The organism is Kitasatospora sp. NPDC004531 (genome assembly GCF_053602195.1).
In genome coordinates, this window is record NZ_JBSGDD010000082.1 from 1 (window position 1) to 20,681 (window position 20,681).

13 protein-coding genes and 2 pseudogenes are annotated in these 20,681 nt (G+C 73.9%); 6 read left to right on the forward strand and 9 right to left on the reverse strand.

What is annotated here, in order from left to right; all coding sequences use genetic code 11:
- Window positions 1–5,269 (forward strand): DUF7507 domain-containing protein (locus ACWEMJ_RS26555; RefSeq protein WP_452139647.1); only part of this gene is annotated, 5,269 nt, incomplete at its 5' end.
- Window positions 5,270–5,443: 174 nt separating this feature from the next.
- Here the strand turns inward: ACWEMJ_RS26555 and ACWEMJ_RS26560 are convergent.
- Together ACWEMJ_RS26560 and ACWEMJ_RS26565 are read right to left on the reverse strand one after the other, a co-directional pair.
- On the reverse strand, window positions 5,444–8,002 hold the full coding sequence (locus ACWEMJ_RS26560) for an ABC transporter permease (protein WP_452139648.1): 2,559 nt from the start codon (window positions 8,000–8,002) through the stop codon (window positions 5,444–5,446).
- 4 nt (window positions 8,003–8,006) lie between these two features.
- On the reverse strand, window positions 8,007–8,750 hold the full coding sequence (locus ACWEMJ_RS26565; RefSeq protein WP_452139649.1) for an ABC transporter ATP-binding protein: 744 nt from the start codon (window positions 8,748–8,750) through the stop codon (window positions 8,007–8,009).
- A 166-nt stretch (window positions 8,751–8,916) separates the two neighbouring features.
- Between ACWEMJ_RS26565 and ACWEMJ_RS26570 the strand changes: the two genes are divergently transcribed.
- Together ACWEMJ_RS26570 and ACWEMJ_RS26575 are read left to right on the forward strand one after the other, a co-directional pair.
- On the forward strand, window positions 8,917–10,242 hold the full coding sequence (locus ACWEMJ_RS26570; RefSeq protein WP_452139650.1) for a sensor histidine kinase: 1,326 nt from the start codon (window positions 8,917–8,919) through the stop codon (window positions 10,240–10,242).
- Window positions 10,230–10,892 carry a LuxR C-terminal-related transcriptional regulator gene (locus ACWEMJ_RS26575; RefSeq protein ID WP_452139651.1) on the forward strand — a complete coding sequence of 221 codons (663 nt, stop codon included), beginning with the start codon at window positions 10,230–10,232 and terminating at the stop codon, window positions 10,890–10,892. Before ACWEMJ_RS26570 ends, ACWEMJ_RS26575 begins: the two co-directional genes overlap by 13 nt.
- 279 nt (window positions 10,893–11,171) lie before the next feature.
- Here the strand turns inward: ACWEMJ_RS26575 and ACWEMJ_RS26580 are convergent, their stop codons facing one another.
- The 3 genes from ACWEMJ_RS26580 to ACWEMJ_RS26590 form a co-directional block, all read right to left on the reverse strand.
- Window positions 11,172–12,872, reverse strand: a complete 1,701-nt coding sequence (locus ACWEMJ_RS26580; protein ID WP_452139652.1) for a glycosyl hydrolase family 28-related protein — start codon at window positions 12,870–12,872, stop codon at window positions 11,172–11,174.
- Window positions 12,873–13,019: 147 nt separating this feature from the next.
- Window positions 13,020–15,080 (reverse strand): spermine/spermidine synthase domain-containing protein, encoded by a 2,061-nt coding sequence (locus tag ACWEMJ_RS26585; protein WP_452139653.1) that lies wholly within the window; start codon window positions 15,078–15,080, stop codon window positions 13,020–13,022.
- Between the two features lie 464 nt (window positions 15,081–15,544).
- A complete protein-coding gene (locus ACWEMJ_RS26590; RefSeq protein ID WP_452139654.1) occupies window positions 15,545–16,438 on the reverse strand; it encodes a ketopantoate reductase family protein in 894 nt (297 codons plus the stop codon).
- 256 nt (window positions 16,439–16,694) lie between these two features.
- On the opposite strand from ACWEMJ_RS26590, the gene ACWEMJ_RS26595 reads away from it, so the two are divergent.
- The gene (locus ACWEMJ_RS26595; RefSeq protein ID WP_452139655.1) at window positions 16,695–17,597 is read left to right on the forward strand and encodes a LysR family transcriptional regulator; all 903 of its coding nucleotides are present in this window, start codon (window positions 16,695–16,697) and stop codon (window positions 17,595–17,597) included.
- Window positions 17,598–17,629: 32 nt separating this feature from the next.
- Here the strand turns inward: ACWEMJ_RS26595 and ACWEMJ_RS26600 are convergent, their stop codons facing one another.
- The 4 genes and pseudogenes from ACWEMJ_RS26600 to ACWEMJ_RS26615 all read right to left on the reverse strand — a co-directional run.
- Window positions 17,630–18,391: a maleylpyruvate isomerase family mycothiol-dependent enzyme gene (locus ACWEMJ_RS26600; RefSeq protein ID WP_452139656.1), complete on the reverse strand. Its 762-nt coding sequence runs from the start codon at window positions 18,389–18,391 to the stop codon at window positions 17,630–17,632.
- A gap of 33 nt (window positions 18,392–18,424) precedes the next feature.
- Window positions 18,425–18,658, reverse strand: a complete 234-nt coding sequence (locus ACWEMJ_RS26605) for a hypothetical protein (protein WP_452139670.1) — start codon at window positions 18,656–18,658, stop codon at window positions 18,425–18,427.
- A gap of 103 nt (window positions 18,659–18,761) precedes the next feature.
- Window positions 18,762–18,914, reverse strand: a pseudogene (locus tag ACWEMJ_RS26610) (helix-turn-helix domain-containing protein); the annotation flags it as partial.
- A 204-nt stretch (window positions 18,915–19,118) separates the two neighbouring features.
- A pseudogene (locus tag ACWEMJ_RS26615) lies at window positions 19,119–19,244 on the reverse strand (exodeoxyribonuclease III); the annotation flags it as partial.
- A gap of 79 nt (window positions 19,245–19,323) precedes the next feature.
- On the opposite strand from ACWEMJ_RS26615, the gene ACWEMJ_RS26620 reads away from it, so the two are divergent.
- Complete coding sequence (locus tag ACWEMJ_RS26620) at window positions 19,324–19,476, forward strand: hypothetical protein (RefSeq protein ID WP_452139657.1); 153 nt, start codon at window positions 19,324–19,326, stop codon at window positions 19,474–19,476.
- Between the two features lie 4 nt (window positions 19,477–19,480).
- Window positions 19,481–20,473: a hypothetical protein gene (locus tag ACWEMJ_RS26625; RefSeq protein ID WP_452139658.1), complete on the forward strand. Its 993-nt coding sequence runs from the start codon at window positions 19,481–19,483 to the stop codon at window positions 20,471–20,473.
- Window positions 20,474–20,681: the final 208 nt, after the last annotated feature.

The following is a 20,681-nucleotide window of genomic DNA, read 5'->3' on the forward strand; positions in this document are numbered from 1 at the left end:
CTACCTCGGCGTCGGACTCGACGTCCTGGGCAACTACTTCGGCGACTGGGAGCACCGCGGCAACGGCTGCCCCACCCGCTCCCCGGCCGGCACCGCCTTCCGCATCCCCGCGCCCGGCCCCAACATGGTCACCCTGCGCGGGCCCGGCGACGGCCTCGAAGGGTACTGCTTCCTGACCGCCACCACCAGTAACTTCTCGACTGCCGGCCCCTGGCCCTCCACCCTCCCCGGCAGCCTGCAGGGCCCGCTCACCTTCCTGCCGCCCGGCGTGACGCCCGCTCAGGCGCAGACGCTGCTGGAGCCGTCCCGCCGCCGGGTCAACGTCCACCTGACGCCCGCGCCGGCCCCCGTGCTGACCGTCACCGTCGACTTCAACGACGGCACCGGCCCGCACCAGGTCCTGCAGACCGCCGCGCCCCAACCCGTCCCCGCCACCTACAAGTTCGGCTTCGCCGGCTCGACCGGCCTGTTCACCGACGTCCACCTGATCCGCAACGTGGTGATCCACACCGATCAGCCGCTGCCGGAGCTCAACCTCGTCAAACAGGCCCACCAGCCGCTGCCGGCCGACCTCACCGTGGGCTCGCCGATCCCGTACGACTTCGTCGTCACGAACTCCGGGAACGTGCCCATCGACAACCTCGGCGTCACCGACCCGAAGGTCGGCCCCGTCAGCTGCCCGGTGACCGTCCTGCAACCCGGCGAGACCGTCACCTGCACGGCGGCGTACCTGATCATCGCCGCCGACGCGGCCGCCGGCTACGTCCGCAATACCGCCCGGGCCACCGGGACCGCCGACGGCGCACCCGTCCAGTCGCCGCCGTCGTCGGAGGAGCTGCCGGTGGTGGCCCCGCCCGGCCTGGAAGTGACCAAGACGGTCGACTTCCCCGGGCCGTTCCAGGTCGGCGACCTCGTGCGCTACACCTACCTCGTCACCAACACCGGCGGCACCCAGCTGACCGGCCTCACCCTCGACGACGACAAGACCACCGACCTCTTCTGCCTCACCACCACCCTGGCGCCGCGCGGCAGCCCCGGCGACAGCACCCAGTGCCACGGCAGCTACGTGATCACCGCCGCCGACGCGGACGCCGGACAGGTCACCAACCGCGCCACCGCCACCGCGACGGCCGCTGGCCAGCCCGTCACCTCCCCCGAGACCCAGGCCACCGTCCCCGTCGTCGGCCCGTCCTCCCTGGACCTCGCCAAGGCGACGACCACCCCCGGCTCGGTCCACGCCGGAGACGCCCTCACGTACACCTACACGGCGACCAACACCGGCACGACGACGCTCAAGGACCTCGTCGTCACCGACGATCACATCACCGACGTCACCTGCAACGCCACCGACCTCGCCCCCGGCCAGCAGGCCTCCTGCACCGGCGGCTACGTCGTCACCGACGCCGACGTCGCCCTCGGTCACCTCGTCAACCGGGCCCAGGCAGCCGCCACCAACCCCGAGGGCGGTCTCGTGCTGAGCCCCTACGCCGAAGTGCTCCTCCCCGTGGAGGGGATCGCCGAACTGCGCCTCGAAAAGACGGCCGACTCCCCGGGCCCGTTCCGGGCGGGCGACACCGTCACCTACACCTACACCGTGACCGACACCGGCACCGGCACAGCGGAGGTACACGAGCTCATCGTCCACGACAACCACATCCCGTCCGTCGAATGCGCCGCCACGGTGCTGCGCCCCGGCGAGAGCACGACCTGCCACGGCTCCTACCAGGTGCACGAAGGGGACGCCCTGGTCGGCCACGTGACGAACTCGGCCCACGCGGAGGGCCGCGACCCCTCCGGGCGGCTGGTGGAGAGCCCGTCGGTCGAGGCCACCGTCCCGGTGCTGGGCGAGGGCGCGCTGCTGCTCGAAAAGTGGTCCGACCGCCCGGGCCCGTTCCACCTGGGCGAGCCGGTGACGTACACCTACCAGGTGCGGAACACCGGAACGGCGGCGGTGGACGGCCTGACCGTGCAGGACGACCACATCCCGTCGGTGGACTGCGAGACGACGACACTGGAGCCCGGCCAAGTCACCCGGTGCAGCGGGACCTACTACGTCACCGTCGAGGACGTGGTGGCCGGCCAGGTGGTCAACACCGCCGTGGCGCACGGCACCGACACCCAGGGCCGGCCGGTGGAGAGCCCGCCGGTCTCCGTCCGTGTCCCGGTGGAAGGCAACGCCGAGCTGCACTTCGCCAAGTCGGTCGACTCACCCGGCCCGTTCCGGGTGGGCGACACCGTGCCGTACACCTACACCGTGGGCAACAGCGGAACGGTGCCGGTCCACTCCCTCACGGTGGTGGACGACCACGTCCCGTCGGTCGCCTGCGAACGGGAGCAGTTGAACCCCGGCGAGCTCACGCTGTGCCACGGCTCCTACGTCGCCACGGAGGCGGACGCGGTGGCCGGGCGGGTGACCAACACGGCCCACGCGGAGGCCCTCGACCACCTGGGCCGGCCGGTGGTGAGCCCACCGGACGAGGCGACCGTCCCGGTGCTGGGCGAGGGCCGCCTGACGATCGAGAAGGCGGCCGACGCCGCCGGCCCGTTCCACGCCGGCGACACCGTCGCCTACACCTACACCGTCATCAACTCCGGTACCGCGACCGTGGACGGCCTGATCGTGCTCGACGACCACGTCCCGTCGGTGACCTGCGCCCTGACGACGCTGCTCCCCGGCCGGGCCACGCTGTGCCAGGGGACGTACACCGTCACCGGGGGCGACGCGCGCGAAGGCCAGGTGACCAACACCGCCTTCGCGCACGGGACCGACTACCCGGGCCACCCGGTGGACAGTCCGCCCGTCTCCGTCACCGTCCCGGTGCTGGGGACCGCCGAGCTGAGCCTCGCCAAGGGGGCCGACCGCCCGGGTCCGTTCCGGCTGGGCGACCCCGTCACCTACACGTACACGGTGGCCGACACCGGCACGGCGGCCGTGCACGACCTGACCGTCGCCGATGACCGCATCGCGTCGGTGACCTGCGACGACACCACGCTGAACCCCGGCCAGGCCACCCAGTGCCACGGCACCTACGTCATCACGGCGGCGGACGTGCGGGCGGGCACCGTGACCAACACCGCCTACGCGGAGGGCGCGGACCCGCAGGGCCTGACCGTGCGGAGCCCGTCGGCCGAGGCGACCGTGCCCGTCGTCGGCGAGGGCGCGCTGGTCCTCGGCAAGGCCGCCGACGCCGCCGGGCCGTTCCGCGCCGGCGACACCGTCCCCTACACCTACACCGTGACCGACACCGGCACCGCGGCCGTGCACGACCTGACCGTCACGGACGACCGCGTCACGTCGGTGACCTGCGACAGCACGACGCTGAACCCGGGCGGGAGCACGCTCTGCCACGGCTCGTACGTGGTGACGGCGGCGGACGTGCAGGCAGGCTCCGTGACCAACACCGCGCACGCCTCGGGCACCGATCCCCAGGGCCAGACCGTTCAGAGCCCGCCCGCCCAGGTCACCGTCGACATCCTCGGCAACCCCGAACTCACCCTGGAGAAGACCCCCACCGGTGCGGGCCCGTTCCACGTCGGCGACACCGTCGCCTACACGTACACGGCGACCAACGCGGGCACCGCCGCCCTGCACGACCTGACGGTGACCGACGACCACGTGGCGACGGTGACGTGCGACCTGACCACATTGAACCCGGGCGGGAGCACGCTCTGCCACGGCACGTACGTGGTGACGGCGGCGGACCTGGCGGCCGGCCAGGTGACGAACACTGCCCGGGCGAGCGGCACCGACCCGTCGGGCCGGCCCGTGCAGAGCCCGCCGGTCGAGGCCACGGTCACGGTGACGGGCGTCGCGGCGCTCGGCCTCGCGAAGGCCGCCGATGCCGCGGGCCCGTTCCACGCCGGCGAGTCGGTGTCCTACACCTACACCGTCACCAACACCGGCACGGCGGCGGTGCACGACCTCGTGGTGGCGGACGACCACGTCACGGCGGTGACCTGCGACGCGACCGCCCTGAACCCGGGCGGGAGCACCCTGTGCCACGGCACGTACGTGGTCTCGGCGGCGGACGCGGTGGCCGGCCAGGTGACGAACACCGCGCACGCCTCGGGCATGGACCCGGAGGGTGCGGCCGTGCACAGCCCGCCGGCCCGGGCCACCGTGCCCGTCGCGGGGGAGGGCCGGCTGCTCCTGGAGAAGGCGGCCGACGCGGCGGGCCCGTTCCACGTCGGCGAGTCGGTGTCGTACACCTACACCGTGATCAACACCGGCACGGCGGCGGTGCACGACCTCGCGGTGGCGGACGACCACGTCACCGCGGTGACCTGCGACGCGACCACGCTGGACCCCGGCCGGAGCACCCTGTGCCACGGCACCTACCTGGTGACGGAGGCGGACGCCTCGGCCGGCCACGTGACCAACACCGCCCGGGCGAGCGGCGCCGACCCGTCGGGCCGGCCCGTGCAGAGCCCGCCGGCGGAGGCGACCGTCCCCGTTGCAGGCGCGTCGGCGATCGGCCTCGTGAAGAGCGCCGATGCCGTCGGGCCGTTCCGCGTCGGCGACACGGTGTCCTACACCTACACGGTGACGAACAGTGGCTCGACGGTGCTGACGGGCGTCGCGGTGTCGGACGACCGCGTGGCGTCGGTGGAGTGCGAGGCGACCACCCTGGCGCCGGGCGCGAGCACCGCCTGCCGGGGTACGTACGTCGTGACCGGGCAGGACGTCGAAGCCGGCCATGTCACGAACACCGCGCACGCGAGCGGCGCCGACCCGGAGGGGCGGGCGGTGGTCAGCGCGCCGAGCACTGTGACGGTGGAGACAGCGGCGGGCGCGTCGGCGATCGGCCTCGTGAAGAGCGTCGATGCCGTCGGGCCGTTCCAGGTCGGCGACACGGTGGACTACACCTACACGGTGACGAACAGCGGCTCGACGGTGCTGACGGGCGTCGGGGTGTCGGACGACCGCGTGGCGTCGGTGGAGTGCGAGGCGACTACCCTGGCGCCGGGCGCGAGCACCACCTGCCGCGGCAGCTACCTGGTCACGGCGCAGGACGCGCGGGCGGGCCAGGTGACCAACACCGCGTCGGCCTCGGCGCGGGACCCGCAGGGGGAGGCGGTGCACAGCGGCCAGGCGCAGGTCCGCGTGACGGTGCAGGCGTGCTCGCCGAAGGGCAGGCACGGCGAGGGCTGCGCGAAGGCGCCCGGCCGCGGCGGTCCCTCGGCGCGGCCGCACGGCGGTGCGGGCCTGCCGGACACGGGCGCGCCCGGGGCGCTGGCCTGGGCCGGTCTGGCCGGTGGCGACTGCTGACGGTGGGCGGCGTGCTGCTGGTGCGGGCCCGTCGCCGGACCGACTGACGGGGCAGCGCCCGCCCTCCCGGGCCGGACGGGAGGACGGGCGCGGAGTCGACCGGTCGCCCCTGGCGCCTTCGGGCACCAGGGGCGCTGTCGCGCGCCCGGCCCGGCGCCGGGACGCACCCGCCGGTCACTCGCGCAGGCCGATGGCCTCCGTCGGGCGGGCCCGCAGGACGAGGCGGGTGGGGAGCAGGATCGCGGTGAGGCCGATGAGGGCGGTCAGGGCAGCGACGGCCAGGTGGAGCAGCGGAGGGATGTGCGGCACCGGCGAGCCGGTCAGGCCGAGGCTGACGGTGCTGAGCGGGAGAAGGGGGACCGCCGTGCCGACGGCCAGCGCGATGGCGACGACCAGGACGGCCTCGACCCGCATCATGCGCATGATCTGGGCCGGCGGGGCGCCGATCAGACGGAGCAGGGCGAACTCGCGGGTGCGGCCGAGGGTGGCGAGGACGAGGGTGTTGGCGACGGCGACGGCGAGGTAGCCGAAGACCAGGGCCAGGGGCAGCGCGCTGGTCAGGACCGATGCCCCGGCCTGCTCGCGTTGGGCGGCCGAGAGTCCGCCGCGGTCGAGCACGGTCAGGCCGGGGTAGCGGTCGGCCAGGCCGCGCAGGGCGGTAGCGACCCGGTGCGGGTCGACGCCGGCGGCGGTCTTGACGAAGACGGCGTCCTCGAGCCGGCGGGAGCTGTGGGCGAGCACCGCGTCCTGCGGGAGCGTCACGTCGCCGAAGCCGAGGCCCCGCTCGTAGATCGCGACCACGACGGGCCCGACCTGGGCGCCGTCGGGGAGGTTCAGCCGGATCCGGCTGCCGATGCCCGCGCCCAGGGTGGCGGCCGCGCCGGCGCTGACGGCGACCGTGTCGCCGTGCAGGTCGGCGAGGCGGCCGGCGGTGACACCGAGATCGACGGTGCGCTCGGCGGGGCCCGAAGTGAGGCCCTGCGCCTGGTACTTGAAGATCTCCGGCGAGCCGAGGACCTTCCGTGAACCGTGCACCTCGACCCGCACCACGCCGGTCGCGGCGGCGACCCCGGGCGTGGTTGCGGCGGCGTCGACCACTCCCGGCGGCAGCCCGCCCGGACCGCCCTGCAGGGTGAACTCGGCGATGACGCCCGCCGCCGCCTGTTCCTCGGCCGCGGCCGCGGTGGTGGTCGGGATGCCCAACTGCACCAGCGCGAAGCCGATTGCCAGGGTGAGCGGTCCGATCCCGGCCGCCAGCCGCCGCGCGTGGGCCTGGGCGTTGGCCACCGCCAGCCGGCCGTGCGGGCCGGTGCGGCGGCGGATCGGGCCTGCCGCCGCCCGGAGCGCCAGGCGGACCACGGGCGGGGCGAGCACCAGCACCGCGATGATCATGACGAGGCCGCCGGTGCCCGCGCCGGCCACCGCGAAGACGCTGCCGAAGAAGAGCGGCAGCAGTGACGCCCCGGCGCCGAGCAGGAGCAGCAGCACGCCGAAGAACGTCCGGGCTCGGCCCAGGGCCGCGGGTTCGGCGCCGGCCTCGCCGAGGGCCTCCACCGGCCGGACCGCGGCCGCCTTGCGGACCACCCCGAGCGCGGCCGCTTCGGCGGCGAGCACCGAGGCGAGGACGGCGACCGCGCACGGCACCGGGCCGGCCGAGAGCGCGAAGTCGTCCGGGATCACGCCGATCGCGCCCAGCGCGCCCATCAGTGCCTTCGCCACCAGGATGCCGGGCAGGCAGCCGATCACGGACGCGGCCAGCGAGACGATCAGGACCTCGATCGCCGTCATCCGGGCGATCTGGCGCGGGGTGGCGGCGACGGCCCGCAGCAGGGCGAGTTCGCGGCGCCGCTGGTGCACGGCCAGCGCCAGGGTGCTCGCCACCACGATCATCGCGATCAGGACGACGGTCGCACCGAGCGAGGCCGCCAGCTCGACCAGGTCGGACCGGGCGGAGGCGATGTCCGGGAACTCCACCCGGCTCCGGTCGTCGCCGAGGCGGGTGTCGGCGGCTCCGGCCAGCTTGCGGTCGATCCGGTGCGCCACCGTGCCGGGGTCCGCGCCGGGTACGAGCAGCACCCCGACGGCGTCGATCCGGTCGGGGCGGCCGGAGAGCGTGGCGGCCTCGGCGTCGGTGAAGAACAGGGCCGCCGAGCGCAGCGGCCCGTCCGCGCCGCCGAGCGCAGCCACACCGGTGACGGTGTACTCCCGTGCCCCCTGCGTGGTGGCCAGCCGCACCCGCTGCCCGGGTGACACCTTCACCTGCCGGGCCAGCCCCGCGTCCAGCACCACTTCGCCGGCCTGTTCCGGAGCCCGGCCGCGGTCCAGCACGAACGGGCCCAGCACGGCGCTGGACCAGCCGTGGCCGGCCGATGCACCGCCTCCGCCCAACCGGCCGCGGGCGTCGACCAGCTGGGCGGGGAAGGAGATGTCCGGCACCGCCTGCCGGACGCCCTCGACGCCGGCCACCAGTGCGGCCGCCCCCCGGTCCAGGGGCGCGGGCCGGGCGAGCGGCTTCTGCCTGGTCTTGCCGTCGGTGACCTTGAACGACTGCTTTCCGCCGACGACCACCGGCGCGCCCGCGTAGCGCTGGACGGGCGCGCCGGGTCCGAGGCCGGACTGCAGCAGGACGCCGAACGCGGTGATCAGCATCGACGCCCCGAGCAGCGCGACGAACGCGCCGACCAGACCGGCCCTTCGTTCGCGCAGGGTCATCAGGACGAGCCTGAACTCCATCCGTTCACCACTCCCGGTCGAGGCGGGCCATCCGCGCGGCCACGCGTTCGGCGGTCGGGGCGTCCATCGCCTCGGCGAAGGCGCCGTCGGCCAGGAAGACCACGCGCTGGGCGAAGGAGGCCGCGATCGGGTCGTGCGTCACCATGACGACGGTGTTGCCCTCGCGGTCGACGATCTCCCGCAGCAGGGCGAGGACGTGACGGCCGGTACGGCTGTCGAGGGCGCCGGTCGGCTCGTCGGCGAAGACGACCTCGGGCCGGGTGATCAGCGCCCGGGCGATCGCCACCCGCTGCCGCTGGCCGCCGGAGAGTTGCGCGGGCCGGTGGCGCAGCCGGTCGGCCAGGCCCACCCGGCCGGCGACCTCCGCCAGCCGGCCGGGTTCGGACGGGCGCCCGGCGAGCAGCTGCGGCAGCGCGATGTTCTCCGCCACCGTCAACGAGCCGAGCAGGTTGTACGCCTGGAAGACGAAGCCGACGCGGTCCCGGCGCAGCATGGTCAGTTGCGCCTCGTCCAGCGCCGCCAGATCGGTGCCGCCGAGCCGGACCGTGCCGGTGGTCGGCCGCTCCAGGCCGGCCGCGCAGTGCAGGAAAGTGCTCTTGCCGGCACCGGACGGGCCCATCACCGCGGTGAACGTGCCGCGGCCGAAGTCGAGGCTGAGGTCGCGCAGGGCCGCCACTTCGCCCGCGCCCCGGCCGTAGGTCTTGCCGACCGACCGGAGTTCCACCGCCGTTGCCCCACTGTGCGCCATCGCGTCTCCTTCCGTGCCACCGATCTCGGGTCGCCTCGACGCTAGGGCTGCGACTCCGTCAGGGGCCATGGCGCTGACTGGAGTTGAGAGGTGCAGTGGACTGCACCTGGGGCCGGGTGGACCCGGCCCCCCTGGTAGCGTGAGCGGCCGAGGGGGCTCGACTGGTATGGATGGCACTGCGCGGCGGCCGCCGGTTCGGCGCGGGCCGGGCGGGGCGGCGACCTGGCGGGAGTTCGCCGGGCGCACGAGTCGGTCGCTGCGGTACCTGCTGGCGGCCGGCGGCACCGCTGTGCCGGCGCTGTTCGGCCTCTACGCCATGGTCGCAGTGCTGGCGTTGAGCCTGGTGGGGCCGGGCCTGGCGCTGCTGCCACCCGCGCTGGTCCGGCTGCGGCGCGCGGCGGACGTCCACCGTCGGCGGGCGGGGCGCTGGCTGGAGTGCGAGATCCGCTCCGACTACCGGCCGGCGGAGGGGAAGGTGCTGGCCCGGGCGCAGGCGATGCTCGCCGACCGGGCGACGTGGAGCGACCTGCTGTGGCTGCTCGGGCACGCCGTGCTCGGCACGGTCGGCGCCGCGCTGGCACTGGGGCTGTGCGCGGGGGCGGTCAGCTGGCTGACCGTTCCGCTGTGGTGGCAGCTGGTGCCGGAGCCTGCGCAGTTCCTGGTCTGGGACATCGACTCGTGGGGAGCCGCGCTGACGGCCTGCCTGGTCGGCGCGGTCTACGGCGCGCTGGCGGGACTGCTGCTGCCGTGGTGGGCGCAGCTGCACGCGCTGCTGACCCGGGCACTGCTCGGACCGCGCCGGCGCCGCACCTCGCTGGCCGAGCGGGTGGCGGAGCTGACCGTCACCCGGGCCGAGGCGCTGGAGGCGCACGCCGCCGAACTGCGGCGCATCGAGCGGGACCTGCACGACGGGGCACAGGCCGGACTGGTGGCGGTGGCGCTGCGCCTGGCCGTGATGAAGCAGGTGCTCCGCAGCGACCCCGATCGGGTGCCCGAACTGCTCGACCAGGCACGCGAGTTGACGGACCGGGCGGTCGAGTCGCTGCGGGTCGCGGTCCGTTCGATCTGTCCGCCGGTGCTGGTGGACCACGGCCTGGCGGAGGCGGCCCGAGCGCTGGTGGCGGCCTGCCCGGTGCCGACCACGCTGGACGTCGAGCAGGCGCCGAAGGGCAGCCGGGCGCCCATCGCGGTGGAGACGGCGGCCTACTTCGTGCTGTCCGAGGCGCTGACCAACGTCGCCAAGCACAGTGGGGCCGCGAGCGCCCGGGTGGAGCTGCGGCTCACCGGGAGCCGTCTGCACATCGCGGTGCACGACGACGGGAAGGGCGGGGCGGCCACCGGTACCGGAGCCGGAGCCGGTACCGGCTCCGGTCCGGGCAGTGGGATCAGCGGCATCAGGCGCCGGGTGGCCGCCTTCGACGGCGTCACCGAACTGCACAGCCCGCCCGGCGGGCCGACCGAACTTCGAGTGGAGCTGCCGTGCGGATCGTGATCGCCGAGGACAACGCCCTGCTGCGCGAGGGCCTGGCGCTGCTGCTGACCAGTGTCGGCCACCGGATCTGCGCGACGGTCGAGCACGGCGACGCCCTGGTGCCGACGCTGCTCGAACACCGTCCGGACATCGCCGTGCTGGACGTCCGACTGCCCCCGACCTTCCACGACGAGGGGCTGCGCGGTGCGATGGCCGCGCGGGAGGTCCTGCCCGACCTGCCCGTCCTGGTCCTCTCCCAGTACGTCGAACACGTTCGCGCCACCCAACTGCTCGGCAACGGTGCGGCCGGGGTGGGGTACCTGCTCAAGGACCGGGTGGGGCAGGTGGAGGAGTTCCTCCAGGCGCTGGAGCGGGTGGCGGGCGGCGGGGTGGCGATGGACCCCGAGGTGATCTCCCAGCTGATGGTCCGCCGGACCCGCGACGACCCGCTGGACGTGCTCAGTTCGCGCGAACGCGAAGTGCTGTCGCTGATGGCCGAGGGGCACGGCAACGGCGCGATCGGCGCGCTGCTGTTCATCGCGGAGACCTCCGTGAACAAGCACATCGGCAACATCTTCGCCAAGCTCGGCCTGCCGGCCACCGACGGCGGCCACCGCCGGGTGCAGGCCGTGTTGGCGTACCTCGACTCCAGCGACGCCCGGGCGGGCTGACCACACCTCGGAGGTGCAGAAAAGTGCACCCCGAAGACGGTGGTGGGCGTCAGTGTCAAAGCGGCCCGGGCGGCGTTGAATTCACTGTGCGGCGGGCGAGACGGTCGTCCGCGAGACGCTCACGGTGAAGAGGAGATCCGATGTCCGACTGGCAGCCGCAGAAGGAACGCCCGCTGTGGCCCTGGGTCCTGCTGGCCGTCGTGGTGGTGGGCGTGTGCATCAACGTGACGCTCAGCCTGATGTAGCCGCACCCGAAGGTGCGGCCCCCAAGGGTGTGGGTCAGGCCGGTTCGACGATCATCCAGGCGACCAGGGAGTTGTCCCCGGGCGCGCCCTGGACCTTGAACCAGCTGCCCGCGGCGCGGTCGGTCACCCAGACGGCGCCCGAGGTGGTGCCGGCCGGCCGCTGGATGGTCAGCAGGATTCGGCTGTTCAGGGTCACCGCCGTGGTGTTGACCTGGGCCTGCCCGCCGGAGAGCGTCACGGTGCCGAGGCGCGCGCCGGCGCCCTCCCGTACCCGCAGGCCCTGGCCGAGGGCGACCAGGCCGGTGGCGCGGTCGACGGTCAGCGGGGAGTCGAGGGCGTTGCCGCTGTCGTCGTGGCGCAGCAGCCGCAGGTCGGAGCCGGTGTTGCCGCCGGCCTCCGGGGCGGAGTCGACCCGCAGCGTCCAGCGCGGGGCCGAGCCGCGGGTCCAGAACTGCAGGTCGCGATTGGTGCCCTTGGCGCCGTTCAGCACGTGCGTGTCGGAGCGGTCCTGCTGCCAGCCGCCGCCCGCCTGGCCGGGGTCGGTGATGCCGGTGGCCCCGCTGTGCCGCACCATCGACCCGGCCTGGTCGCGGAACGGTGCGGCGGTGCCCATGAACTGGCCGCCGGTCACCGTCACCAGGTGGAACGAGGCCAGCGAGGCGGTGGCCACGCCGTACGCGGGCGAGCGGACGCCGGAGCCGTCGTCGTCGACGCCGGTGTACACCGAGCAGCCGGTCAGCAGCGCGCCGCCGCCCGGCGCGGCGGGCACGCCGGTGACCGAGAAGCCCGCCGATCCGGCCTGCTGGAGCTTCCCGTCCCGCTTGGCCAGGCAGCCCAGCAGCTGCACCGGGTGGGCGCCGGCGTCGGTGGCCACGTGGTAGCCGTCCAGACCGGAACGGTCGGTGAAGCACCCCGCCAGGACCAGGGACGCGCAGTCGCCGGTCACCAGGTAGCCGTGCCCGGCGTTCCACTCGGAGCGGCAGCCCGTCAGGACCACCGCGTTCGGGGCGGTCAGTGCGAAGCCGTGCCCGCCGTTGCCCTGCGCGTAGCACTCGTGCAGGTCGGCGTCGAGCAGGCGCGCGCCGCCCGTGGCGAAGCCGTGCCCGTCGTTGGTGGAGCACACCACCTGGTGGAACTGCAGGCCGCCGGCGCCCCCCGTGGTGATGCCGTTGCCGGTGAAGTGCCAGGCCGTGACGCGCTCCATCGCGACGTCGCGGACGTCCGCCGCCAGCAGGACCGCGTCGATCGGGCCGCCGGCCGCGTTGCGCTGCTTCATCCCGTTCAGGGCCAGGCCGCTCAGCCGGACCCCGCCGCCGAGTGCCGACTTCTCGTAGTCCTCCGGCGTCGCGGCGACCGGGCGCTTGACGGTGATCAGCGCCGGGCCGTCGAACCCGGGCCCGGGGAACAGGTACGAGGCGGTCATATTGGTGCGCGGCGCGAAGTGCGGCGCCCAGTCCCCGCGGAGCGTCACCCCCTCGGTCACCAGCAGCGGCCGGTTCAACAGGTAGCGCCCGGGCGGGAAGTACACCGTGGAACCCTGGACGCCCGCGTTGATCGCGGCCTGCACCGCGTCGGTGTCGTCCTTGATGCCGTCGCCCTTCGCCAGGTAGTCGTCCCGGACGTTCAGCCAACCGTTCGATCCAGTGGCGGCGGCGGCCTCCGTCGCGGTACCGGTCGCCACCACGGCGGAGGCGGCGAGCCCGCCGAGCATGAAAGTACGTCGTGAGTTCTGCACGCGCGGCAGTATGGCAGCGCCGTCGGACGGGCGGGCCGTATTCGAACAGAAGGCGCACAGCGAACCGCTGAGCGGGCGGCATGCTCTCGGCTCATGCAGCAGGGGGCCGTTGCTGTCCCGAGGGCCACGGCCTCCCGTCGTGCGGGGTCAGCCGGCGGGCGAGCGTTCCGCTGCCGCGGATTCTCCCAGGTGACTGTGGCTCGGGGCGGGGCGCGGGCCGGAGCGGGGGCCGGTGAAGCGCATGATGACGCAGGCTCCGAGGTAGAGCGCCGCGACGACCAGGAGCAGTGCCTGGTAGCCGGTGATCAGCGCGAGGTATTCGAGGAGTCCGCCGACCATGGCGCCGAGCAGGTTCGCGCCGAAGCCCGAGGTGGGGTCGGCGGCGAGGGCGAGCCGGTCGGAGAAGATCAGGTTGGCGACGAAGATGGGGGCGAAGGCCAGCGCGATGGCGGCGGCGAGCCGTCCGAGGGGAGGCAGCGCGAGGACGGACTGCACCGGGACGAGCCACGCGACGGCGAGGGAGGCGAACAGCAGGACCTGCAGGAGGAGTTGGTTGACCCGGCGCAGTCGGCGCCGGACCTCGACCGCGCCGAGGACGGCGAGCAGGACGCCGGTGAAGACGAGGGCGTTGACCAGCCAGGTGGTGCCGAAGTAGAGCGCGAAGCCGATGACGTTCTTCGTCTCCAGCAGCATGAAGGCCGCGCCCATCAGGAACATGTCGGCGTAGCGGGCCGTCCGCCGCAGCCGGACCCCGGTCAGGCGTACCGCCACGAGCGTCACCAGGAGGATGCCGCCGAGGACGCCGAGGTAGAAGGTGGGGATGGTCCGGTGCAGGAGGTAGGGGAAGGGGTGGTCGTCGGTCGCCGGGGCGGGCACGGGGCCGCCGGCCTGCCAGACCTGCTTGCAGGACTGGTCGGCGGGAGTCAGGCCGGCCACCAGCACGGCGGCGTTCTCGTCGAAGGTCGTCATGCAGGGGGCGTGGCCGTACAGGCTGTCCAGGGAGCCCGCGAAGCGGTCCACCAGCCAGGACGTGCGGTAGTAGTTGTACATGGCGAACGCGCCGTGCGGTGCGAGGCTGTTGCGCGCGGCCTCGAACGCCTGCTGGGTGAACAGGTAGCTCTCCAGGCGCAGGTTGCTCGCACCGGAGACGAGGGTCAGCGAGTCGGGCAGGGCGAGGACGACGAGGTCGTACTTGGCGCTGTTGCGTTCCAGGAAGGCCCGGCCGTCGTCGATGTGGACGTGCACCCGGGGGTCGTCGTACGGCCGCTCGGGGTGCAGTTGCGCGCCGATCTGCTGGAGGCGGGGGTCGATCTCGACCGCGTCGACCCGTTCGGCTCCGTGGGCCAGCGCCACCGCGACGTCGTTGCCGTTGCCGGCGCCGATGACCAGGACGCTGCGGTGGGGGTTGGCGGGCGTCTCGTCGTAGGCCTGCCGGTAGGGCGAGCCGTCCTGCGTCAGGGTGGACAGCGGCGCGATGGCCTGGTGCGGGACGCCGTTGGCGGAGATGCGGTACGACCCCGGTCCCTGCGGCGCGAGCTGGATCTTGTAGTAGGGCGACCAGGAGATGCCGGGCGTCATGGTCTCCGCGAGCAGGGCGGAGACCATGGCCGCCAGCGGGAGGACGTAGAACAGCACGTTGCGCCGGCCGCCCAGCGTCAGGAACGCCGCCGCGGCGATCACTCCCCACGCGACCGACGGCGCGTGCAGCCAGGACAGCAGGGCGAAGGAGACGGTGCCGGTGAGGCTGCCGAGGAGGTCGTAGCGGTAGGCGTCCAGTGCCGGGAGCCGGCGGAAGAAGTCGGCGGTGATCTTGCCGATCGCGGCCATGATCACGGCGACCATGAGGAAGATGACCGGCAGGGTCACCCACGGGGCGAACCCGGTCGTCGTCACGGCGGTGAAGTACAGGATCTGACTGCTGCTCTGGTTCACCTCCACGGGGAACACCAGGATCAGCACGACGAGCAGCGCCAGCGGCAGGGGCGCCCAGCGTTTGATCCACTGCCCCCGGGAGGCCGGGATCAGGAAGCCGACCCCGACGCCGAGGAACGACCCCAGGAGGACGAAGTTCGAGAAGTAGCTCAGGTGGACGACGTTCGCGCCCGACCACCTGATCAGCGCCAACTCGACGAACAGCATGGTGGCGCTCGACAGCAGCAGTCTCCACCGCACCGACCGCTCGCCCGACTCGAATCCGATCTGCCTCATGCCTGCTCACGCTGCCGCCCCCCGCGCGGACCCGCACCCCGATGCCCGCGATCGGAGCAACCGCCCACGCCCGCTTCACCACCCCCGCCGCCACCACCTCCTCGGCCCCGCCGACTGACCGCCCCGCCCCACCGGGGTGCGTTCCCGGGAGAGTCGAGGCGTGCCGTACCTGCCCCGGCTCTCGCCCGGCCTCAACTGTCCGGGTACAGAGCACGTCGAGTTCGTTGGCCGCGGTGATCTCGACGAAGGCGCGCACGTCCGGCGGTGACGGGGTGTGTTCGCGGCCGGTGAAGCGGTCGCGGAAGACCACCGGTCGCCCGCTCGCCAACCGGGGATACACGACCGCGCTGTCTCGTCGGCGCCGCGGGCGCGCAGGAGGGCCCGGACGGCGGGCCGGGCGGCCGCCGGGGCGCGGTCGCTTCCCGGTGAGCCGCCGTCGGACGGGACGGATCGGCGCATCGGGTTCAGGCCTCCTGGGTCGTCAGGCGTACGACGTCCGCCACCAGTCGGGCCGTGACCGGGGTTTCGACGTGGTGGGCGGCGCCGGCGCGGAGGACCGCCCCGCCGATGGCGTCGACCTCGATGGGGCGTCCGGCCTCGGCGTCGCGCTGCATGGAGGACTTCATGGTGTCCGGGACGCGATCGAAGAAGGAGAGCACGGTCTCGGTCGTCACCGGTGCGCCGGCGGCCCGGGCCACCGCGGTGATCTCGTCGACCACGGTGAGCAGTTCGGGGCGCAGGTCGCCGCGGATCGTTCCGACGTCGGCGCGGTGTCGGGTGGTCAGCAGGGCGAGCGGGGCGAGGAAGGCGAGCTTGTCCCAGAGCATCGCCGTCTCGTCGCTTCGCAGCGTCACGCCGAGGCCGGCGTGCCGCAGTCGGTCCGCGAACTCGTCGAGGGGTGCGGCGAGTTCGAGGTCGGCGAAGGGGCTGGTGTGGCGGATCCGCCCCGGTGCGGTGCGGGTGGATTCGACCCTGATCGTGCCGGCGACGACCTCGGCCGCGGGGTAGCGATCGCGCAGCAGGCCGAGGTGGTCGAGGCCGTTGAGCAACGGGATCACTACCGCGTTGCCGAGGGCGGCGGCCGGGACGCGGTCGAGGGCGTCGTCCAGGGAGGTCTGCTTGACCGTCACGAAGAGGACGTCGACCGCCGCTCGCAGCCGGGTGTCCGCCTCGACCGTTGCGGTGAAGTCCCCGTAGTGGGCGCTTTCGACGCGCAGGCCGCCCGTGTTCAGTGCGGTGGCGGTCGGCTCGCCGGCCAGGCAGACGACGCGGTGCCCGGCACGGGCGAGGAGTGCACCGATCAGGCCTCCGACACCACCCGGTCCGAGGACAGCCACCGTCAGCGGGGTCGTGTTCATCCGAGCTCCTGTCGTCCTTGGGAGGCCCGTCCAGCCGGGTGGGCGGACGGGGGCCGACGGGAGGAGCGGCGCGTGGACCACGCCGTCGCCCTTCGGCGCGAGACGGGTCGACACCCGCCGGCCGCTCGGCGCACCGCGTCCGGCACGGGCGAGCGACGAGCGGGTTGCCGCCCTGAGCAGCAATGATCAAGCGCCCCAAGACCCAAGTCAATCAACGGATTTACTGGTATCGACCCAAGCGATACCTTGGGTCGTCGTGACTCTCGACGATCTCCGCGTCTTCGCCGCGGTCTGCCGGGCCGGCTCGCTGAGCGCGGCGGCCCGTGACCTTTCCTGCACGCAGTCCGCGGTCAGCCAGCACGTGAAGCGGCTGGAGCGGGAGGTGGGCCTGAGCCTGCTGGAACGGCACACGCGAGGCGTGGTGCCCACGTCGGCCGGACACACGCTGAACGCGGCGGTCACCGAGGGCCTGGGCAGCATCGACCACGCCCTGCGCCGACTCGACGAGGCCGCGCGCGCGGAAGGCGGATCGGTACGGGTCACGACGGGAGCCACGACCGTTCGGCACTTCATGTCCGCGGCCGTCGTCGACTTCCGGCGGCGATATCCCCGCGCCAGCCTCGAATTCCAGACCGAGACCTCCAGCCGCGGCTGCTTCGACGCGCTCGCCGCCGGCCGCGCCGACCTCGCCTGGGTCACCCTGGGGCCCACCGATCGCGCCGTCGAACAACGCCCCGTCGTCGAAATCCCCTGGGCGCTCGCCGTCTCGGCGTCCGACCCGCTCGCGGCCAGGGACCGCGTCGAACCGGCCGACCTGCAGGACGCCCGGCTCATCGGGCTTCCGCAGAACTCCACCTCCCGCCTGCAACTCGGCGCCTGGCTCGCGGAAGCCGGGATCCGGCCGGTGTTCGACACCAGCGTCACCGACTGGGACACCGCGATCCTGCTGGCCGAACTGGGACTGGGCCTCGCCGTCGTCCCGGCCCTGCCCGCCTGGAGCGGCCCCGGGCACCCCGACCTGCGACTGATCCCCATCCCGGCGCTCCCCGTCCTCACCGCGGGCTGGGCGGTGCGCCGCTGGGACGCCGTCTTCCCGCTGGCCCGCGCCTTCGCCGAGGCCGTCGCGCACCGCTGCGGCAAGCAGACCGTTCGGGCATAGCCGCCGGCTGCGACACGCCGTCCGTCCCTCCGTCAGGGACGCGCACGCCCCCAACCCGGCTCCGGCGGGAGCGGCCATGTCGGTGGTGTCGGCAAGTGCCGGGCCGACCGGAGGCCTTCGTCCGGGCCGCGGCCGGCGAGCCAGGCGAGGAGCGTGCGGGCGGGGCCGGCCGCGGTCGGGCCGGTGGGTGAGAGGGTCCAGGAGCGGTCGAGGTCGGTCGCCTCGACGCGGGCCACCGGGAAGTTGCGTGCGGCCAGGGCGGCGATGGTCTCGTCGAGCGCCCAGGTGACGTAGCCGGTGGGCCAGTCGACGGCGGTGTAACCGAGCTTCAGGTCGACGTGGTGGGTTTCGAGTTCGCGCCGGGCACGGTGGAGGGTGTACCAGGCGGGGTGTCGCCATCCCGCGAGGGCGGTGACCAGGGTGGGCCAGCGGTCGGCGGGCATCGCTGCGGCCTCGTCGAGCAGCCGGGCCAGGCTGCCGCGCAGGTCCGCGACGAGCTCGGCGGCGCCGCGACCGGCGCCGTCCCGCAGCGCGTGGTCCAGGGCGGCGGCGTCCGCCCGGGCTCCGGGCTCGATGCCGGTGCGAGCCAGCGCGAGCAGCCATCGGTAGACGTCGGCGCTACGCGCCAGGTGCGTGATGACGTGCCCACGGCTCCATCCGGGCAGCACGGACGGCTCGCCGGCAGCCACGTCCGTGAGGGCGTCGAGGCCGGCAGCCAGGCGCGCGGCCGAGCTGCGGACGTCGTGGAGGAGAGCGGCGATGTCGTCCGGATCGAGGTCGGTACTGGTGGTCATGGGTCGGTAGGTTACGGCCGGTCGGTCGGCCGGTCAGCAGGCGGCCGATGGTCGCGAGGCCCTCGGCGACGGCTCGTTCGCCTGCGTGGCCGAGGCCGAGGACGAGTGGCGCAGCACGGCCTCGGTGTAGGCGCGGGTCCGGACCATGCCGGGGATCGTTCGGGAGGCGTGGACGCGGAAGCGGCGGGTTCTGCGGTGGCGGTCGAGGACGGAGTCCTGGGCCTGACGCAGTCCTCCGGCCTCCGGGCGGCGCCACTCGACGTACATCGACTCCACGGCCCGGGAGACGGCGGATCAGCTCCGGGGTCTGCTCCTCGGCCTCGCACGCCCGGCACCAGGCCCTGATGTCCGCATCCGACGGCGCGGCCTTCCCGGACTGGAGGCGGGAGGTCTTGGCGGGGTTCCAGCCGCACCGGGCCGACAGCTCGTCGCCGGTGATCCCGGCGTCCCTGCGGAGGCCGCGCAGCCGCTCGGCGAGGGCCTTGCGGGCGGCGACGACGTTGGAGGACGGGGTGCACGGCATGAGGCTGTCGGTCCGGTGTGCTCGTGGCGGCGCTGGTCAGATCGTGTGCTTGTCGTGCGGGATCGCCCGCTCCCCCCGTCGCCAGCCGGCGCCGGGGATGGCCGCATCGCCCCAGCCACTTACTCCCGCCCTGATGGGCGGTGGGCATTCGATTGCCGTTTTGCCTCTGCTGCCGTGTGCCGGATTCTGCGGTTGGAACGTGTGGTCGAAGACGGCCGTGATGGGGGCGTGGTCGGACCAGCGTTCGGCGTGGGTTGCGGCGCGTTCGACGCGGGCCTCGGTGCAGCCTTCCGCGAGATTCGGGGTGGACATGAGGTAGTCGATGTGCCAGCGGAACGACGCTTTTTGTAGAAGGTCCACCCGTTGGACCGCGGCGTGGCATGTCAGTACCGACCGGAACGATGGGCTCATGACGTTTCGCGATCCCGGTCAGGCCACTCCCGCCGATCCCATCGCCGCCGTGCACGCTTCCTCGGCGCACTGCACCGACGGCACCTTCTCGCTCGGAGACCGGGACCACGAGTACAAGGCGCTGGCGGCCGACCGGCTCCCGGAGGTCTGAGCCCGTGAGCTGGCGGGGCGGGGCCGAGGTCCCGACGATCTATGAGGAGGGCGGGCTGGAGTTCCATGCGGGCACGCCCGAGGACGTGCGGGTGGTCGTGGGGGCGATGACCGCCGGTGCCAGGGACGGCCTGCACTTGGACGCGGCGCCGTGGGAGAAGTTCCACCACGCCTTCGGGCCCGGCAGCGACGTGCCGGAGAGACTGCGGCGGATCCGGCACGGTGACGCGGAGAGGGCCGATCGCGAGCTGGACATCCTGTTGGACATGCTCTGCCACCAGGGCACCCCCAACGCCGTCGGAGCGCTCGCCCTCCCGTTCCTCCTCCGCATCGCCACAAGCCGTCCCCATCCCCGCCTTGTCGGACTGGTCGGGGCCCTCGCCCGCCGTCCCCACCTCGGGGACGGCACCCGCGGCGGGCTCCTGCGCACCAGCCCCCTCGCCGATGGCCTGATCTTCGAGCCCAGCGGCTACGTGGCCACCTGGTCCGTCCAGGCCGCACGGCAGGCCCTCACCGCGGACACGGACCTGCTGCTGCCCCTGCTCGACCACCCCGACCCGGCCGTCCGGACCGGCACCGCCTACGCCCTCTCGGCCGCGGCCGCCCCCGCGCGCGACCGTGCCGCGGCCGCGCTGCACGCGCGCCTGGACGCCGAGGACGACCCGGTGACGCGCGCGAGCCTGGTCCTGGGGATCGGCGAACTGGGGTGGGAGGAACGCGACGCCGCGACGATCGCCCGCGCCCACGCCTGGTGGCGGGACCCCGCCCGGCCGGCCGAGGTCCGGGTGGGCGCGGCCCTCGCCTGGCTCTGCCTCGTCGACGACCCCCTCCCCGCCGAACTCGACACCCTCCTCGACACCGAAGCCACCGACCGCCTCGCCCCCGTCCTCGCCCCCGTCCCCTGGTTCTTCGACGCCGACCCCGAAGACGGGCTGCGCACCGTCCTGACCCAGATGCGCAACCCCGACGACTATGCCTGGATCGCCGACACCTACTGACACCCCGCCCCGGGCACGGCGCACCGGGCGCGGGCTCCTGGCGGCCGGAGCGGGTTCCAGCCGCCCGGTCCGCACGCTGCGTCAGCGTCCAGACGTGTCTCGGACGGGTTCCCGCAGCGGGGTGCGGCGCAGGCTGGTTGGCCGCTCGCCCCGCACCGAGTCGGTGGCGGCGGTGGTGTCGGTGGGCGTGTCCGGGGTGACTGGCAAG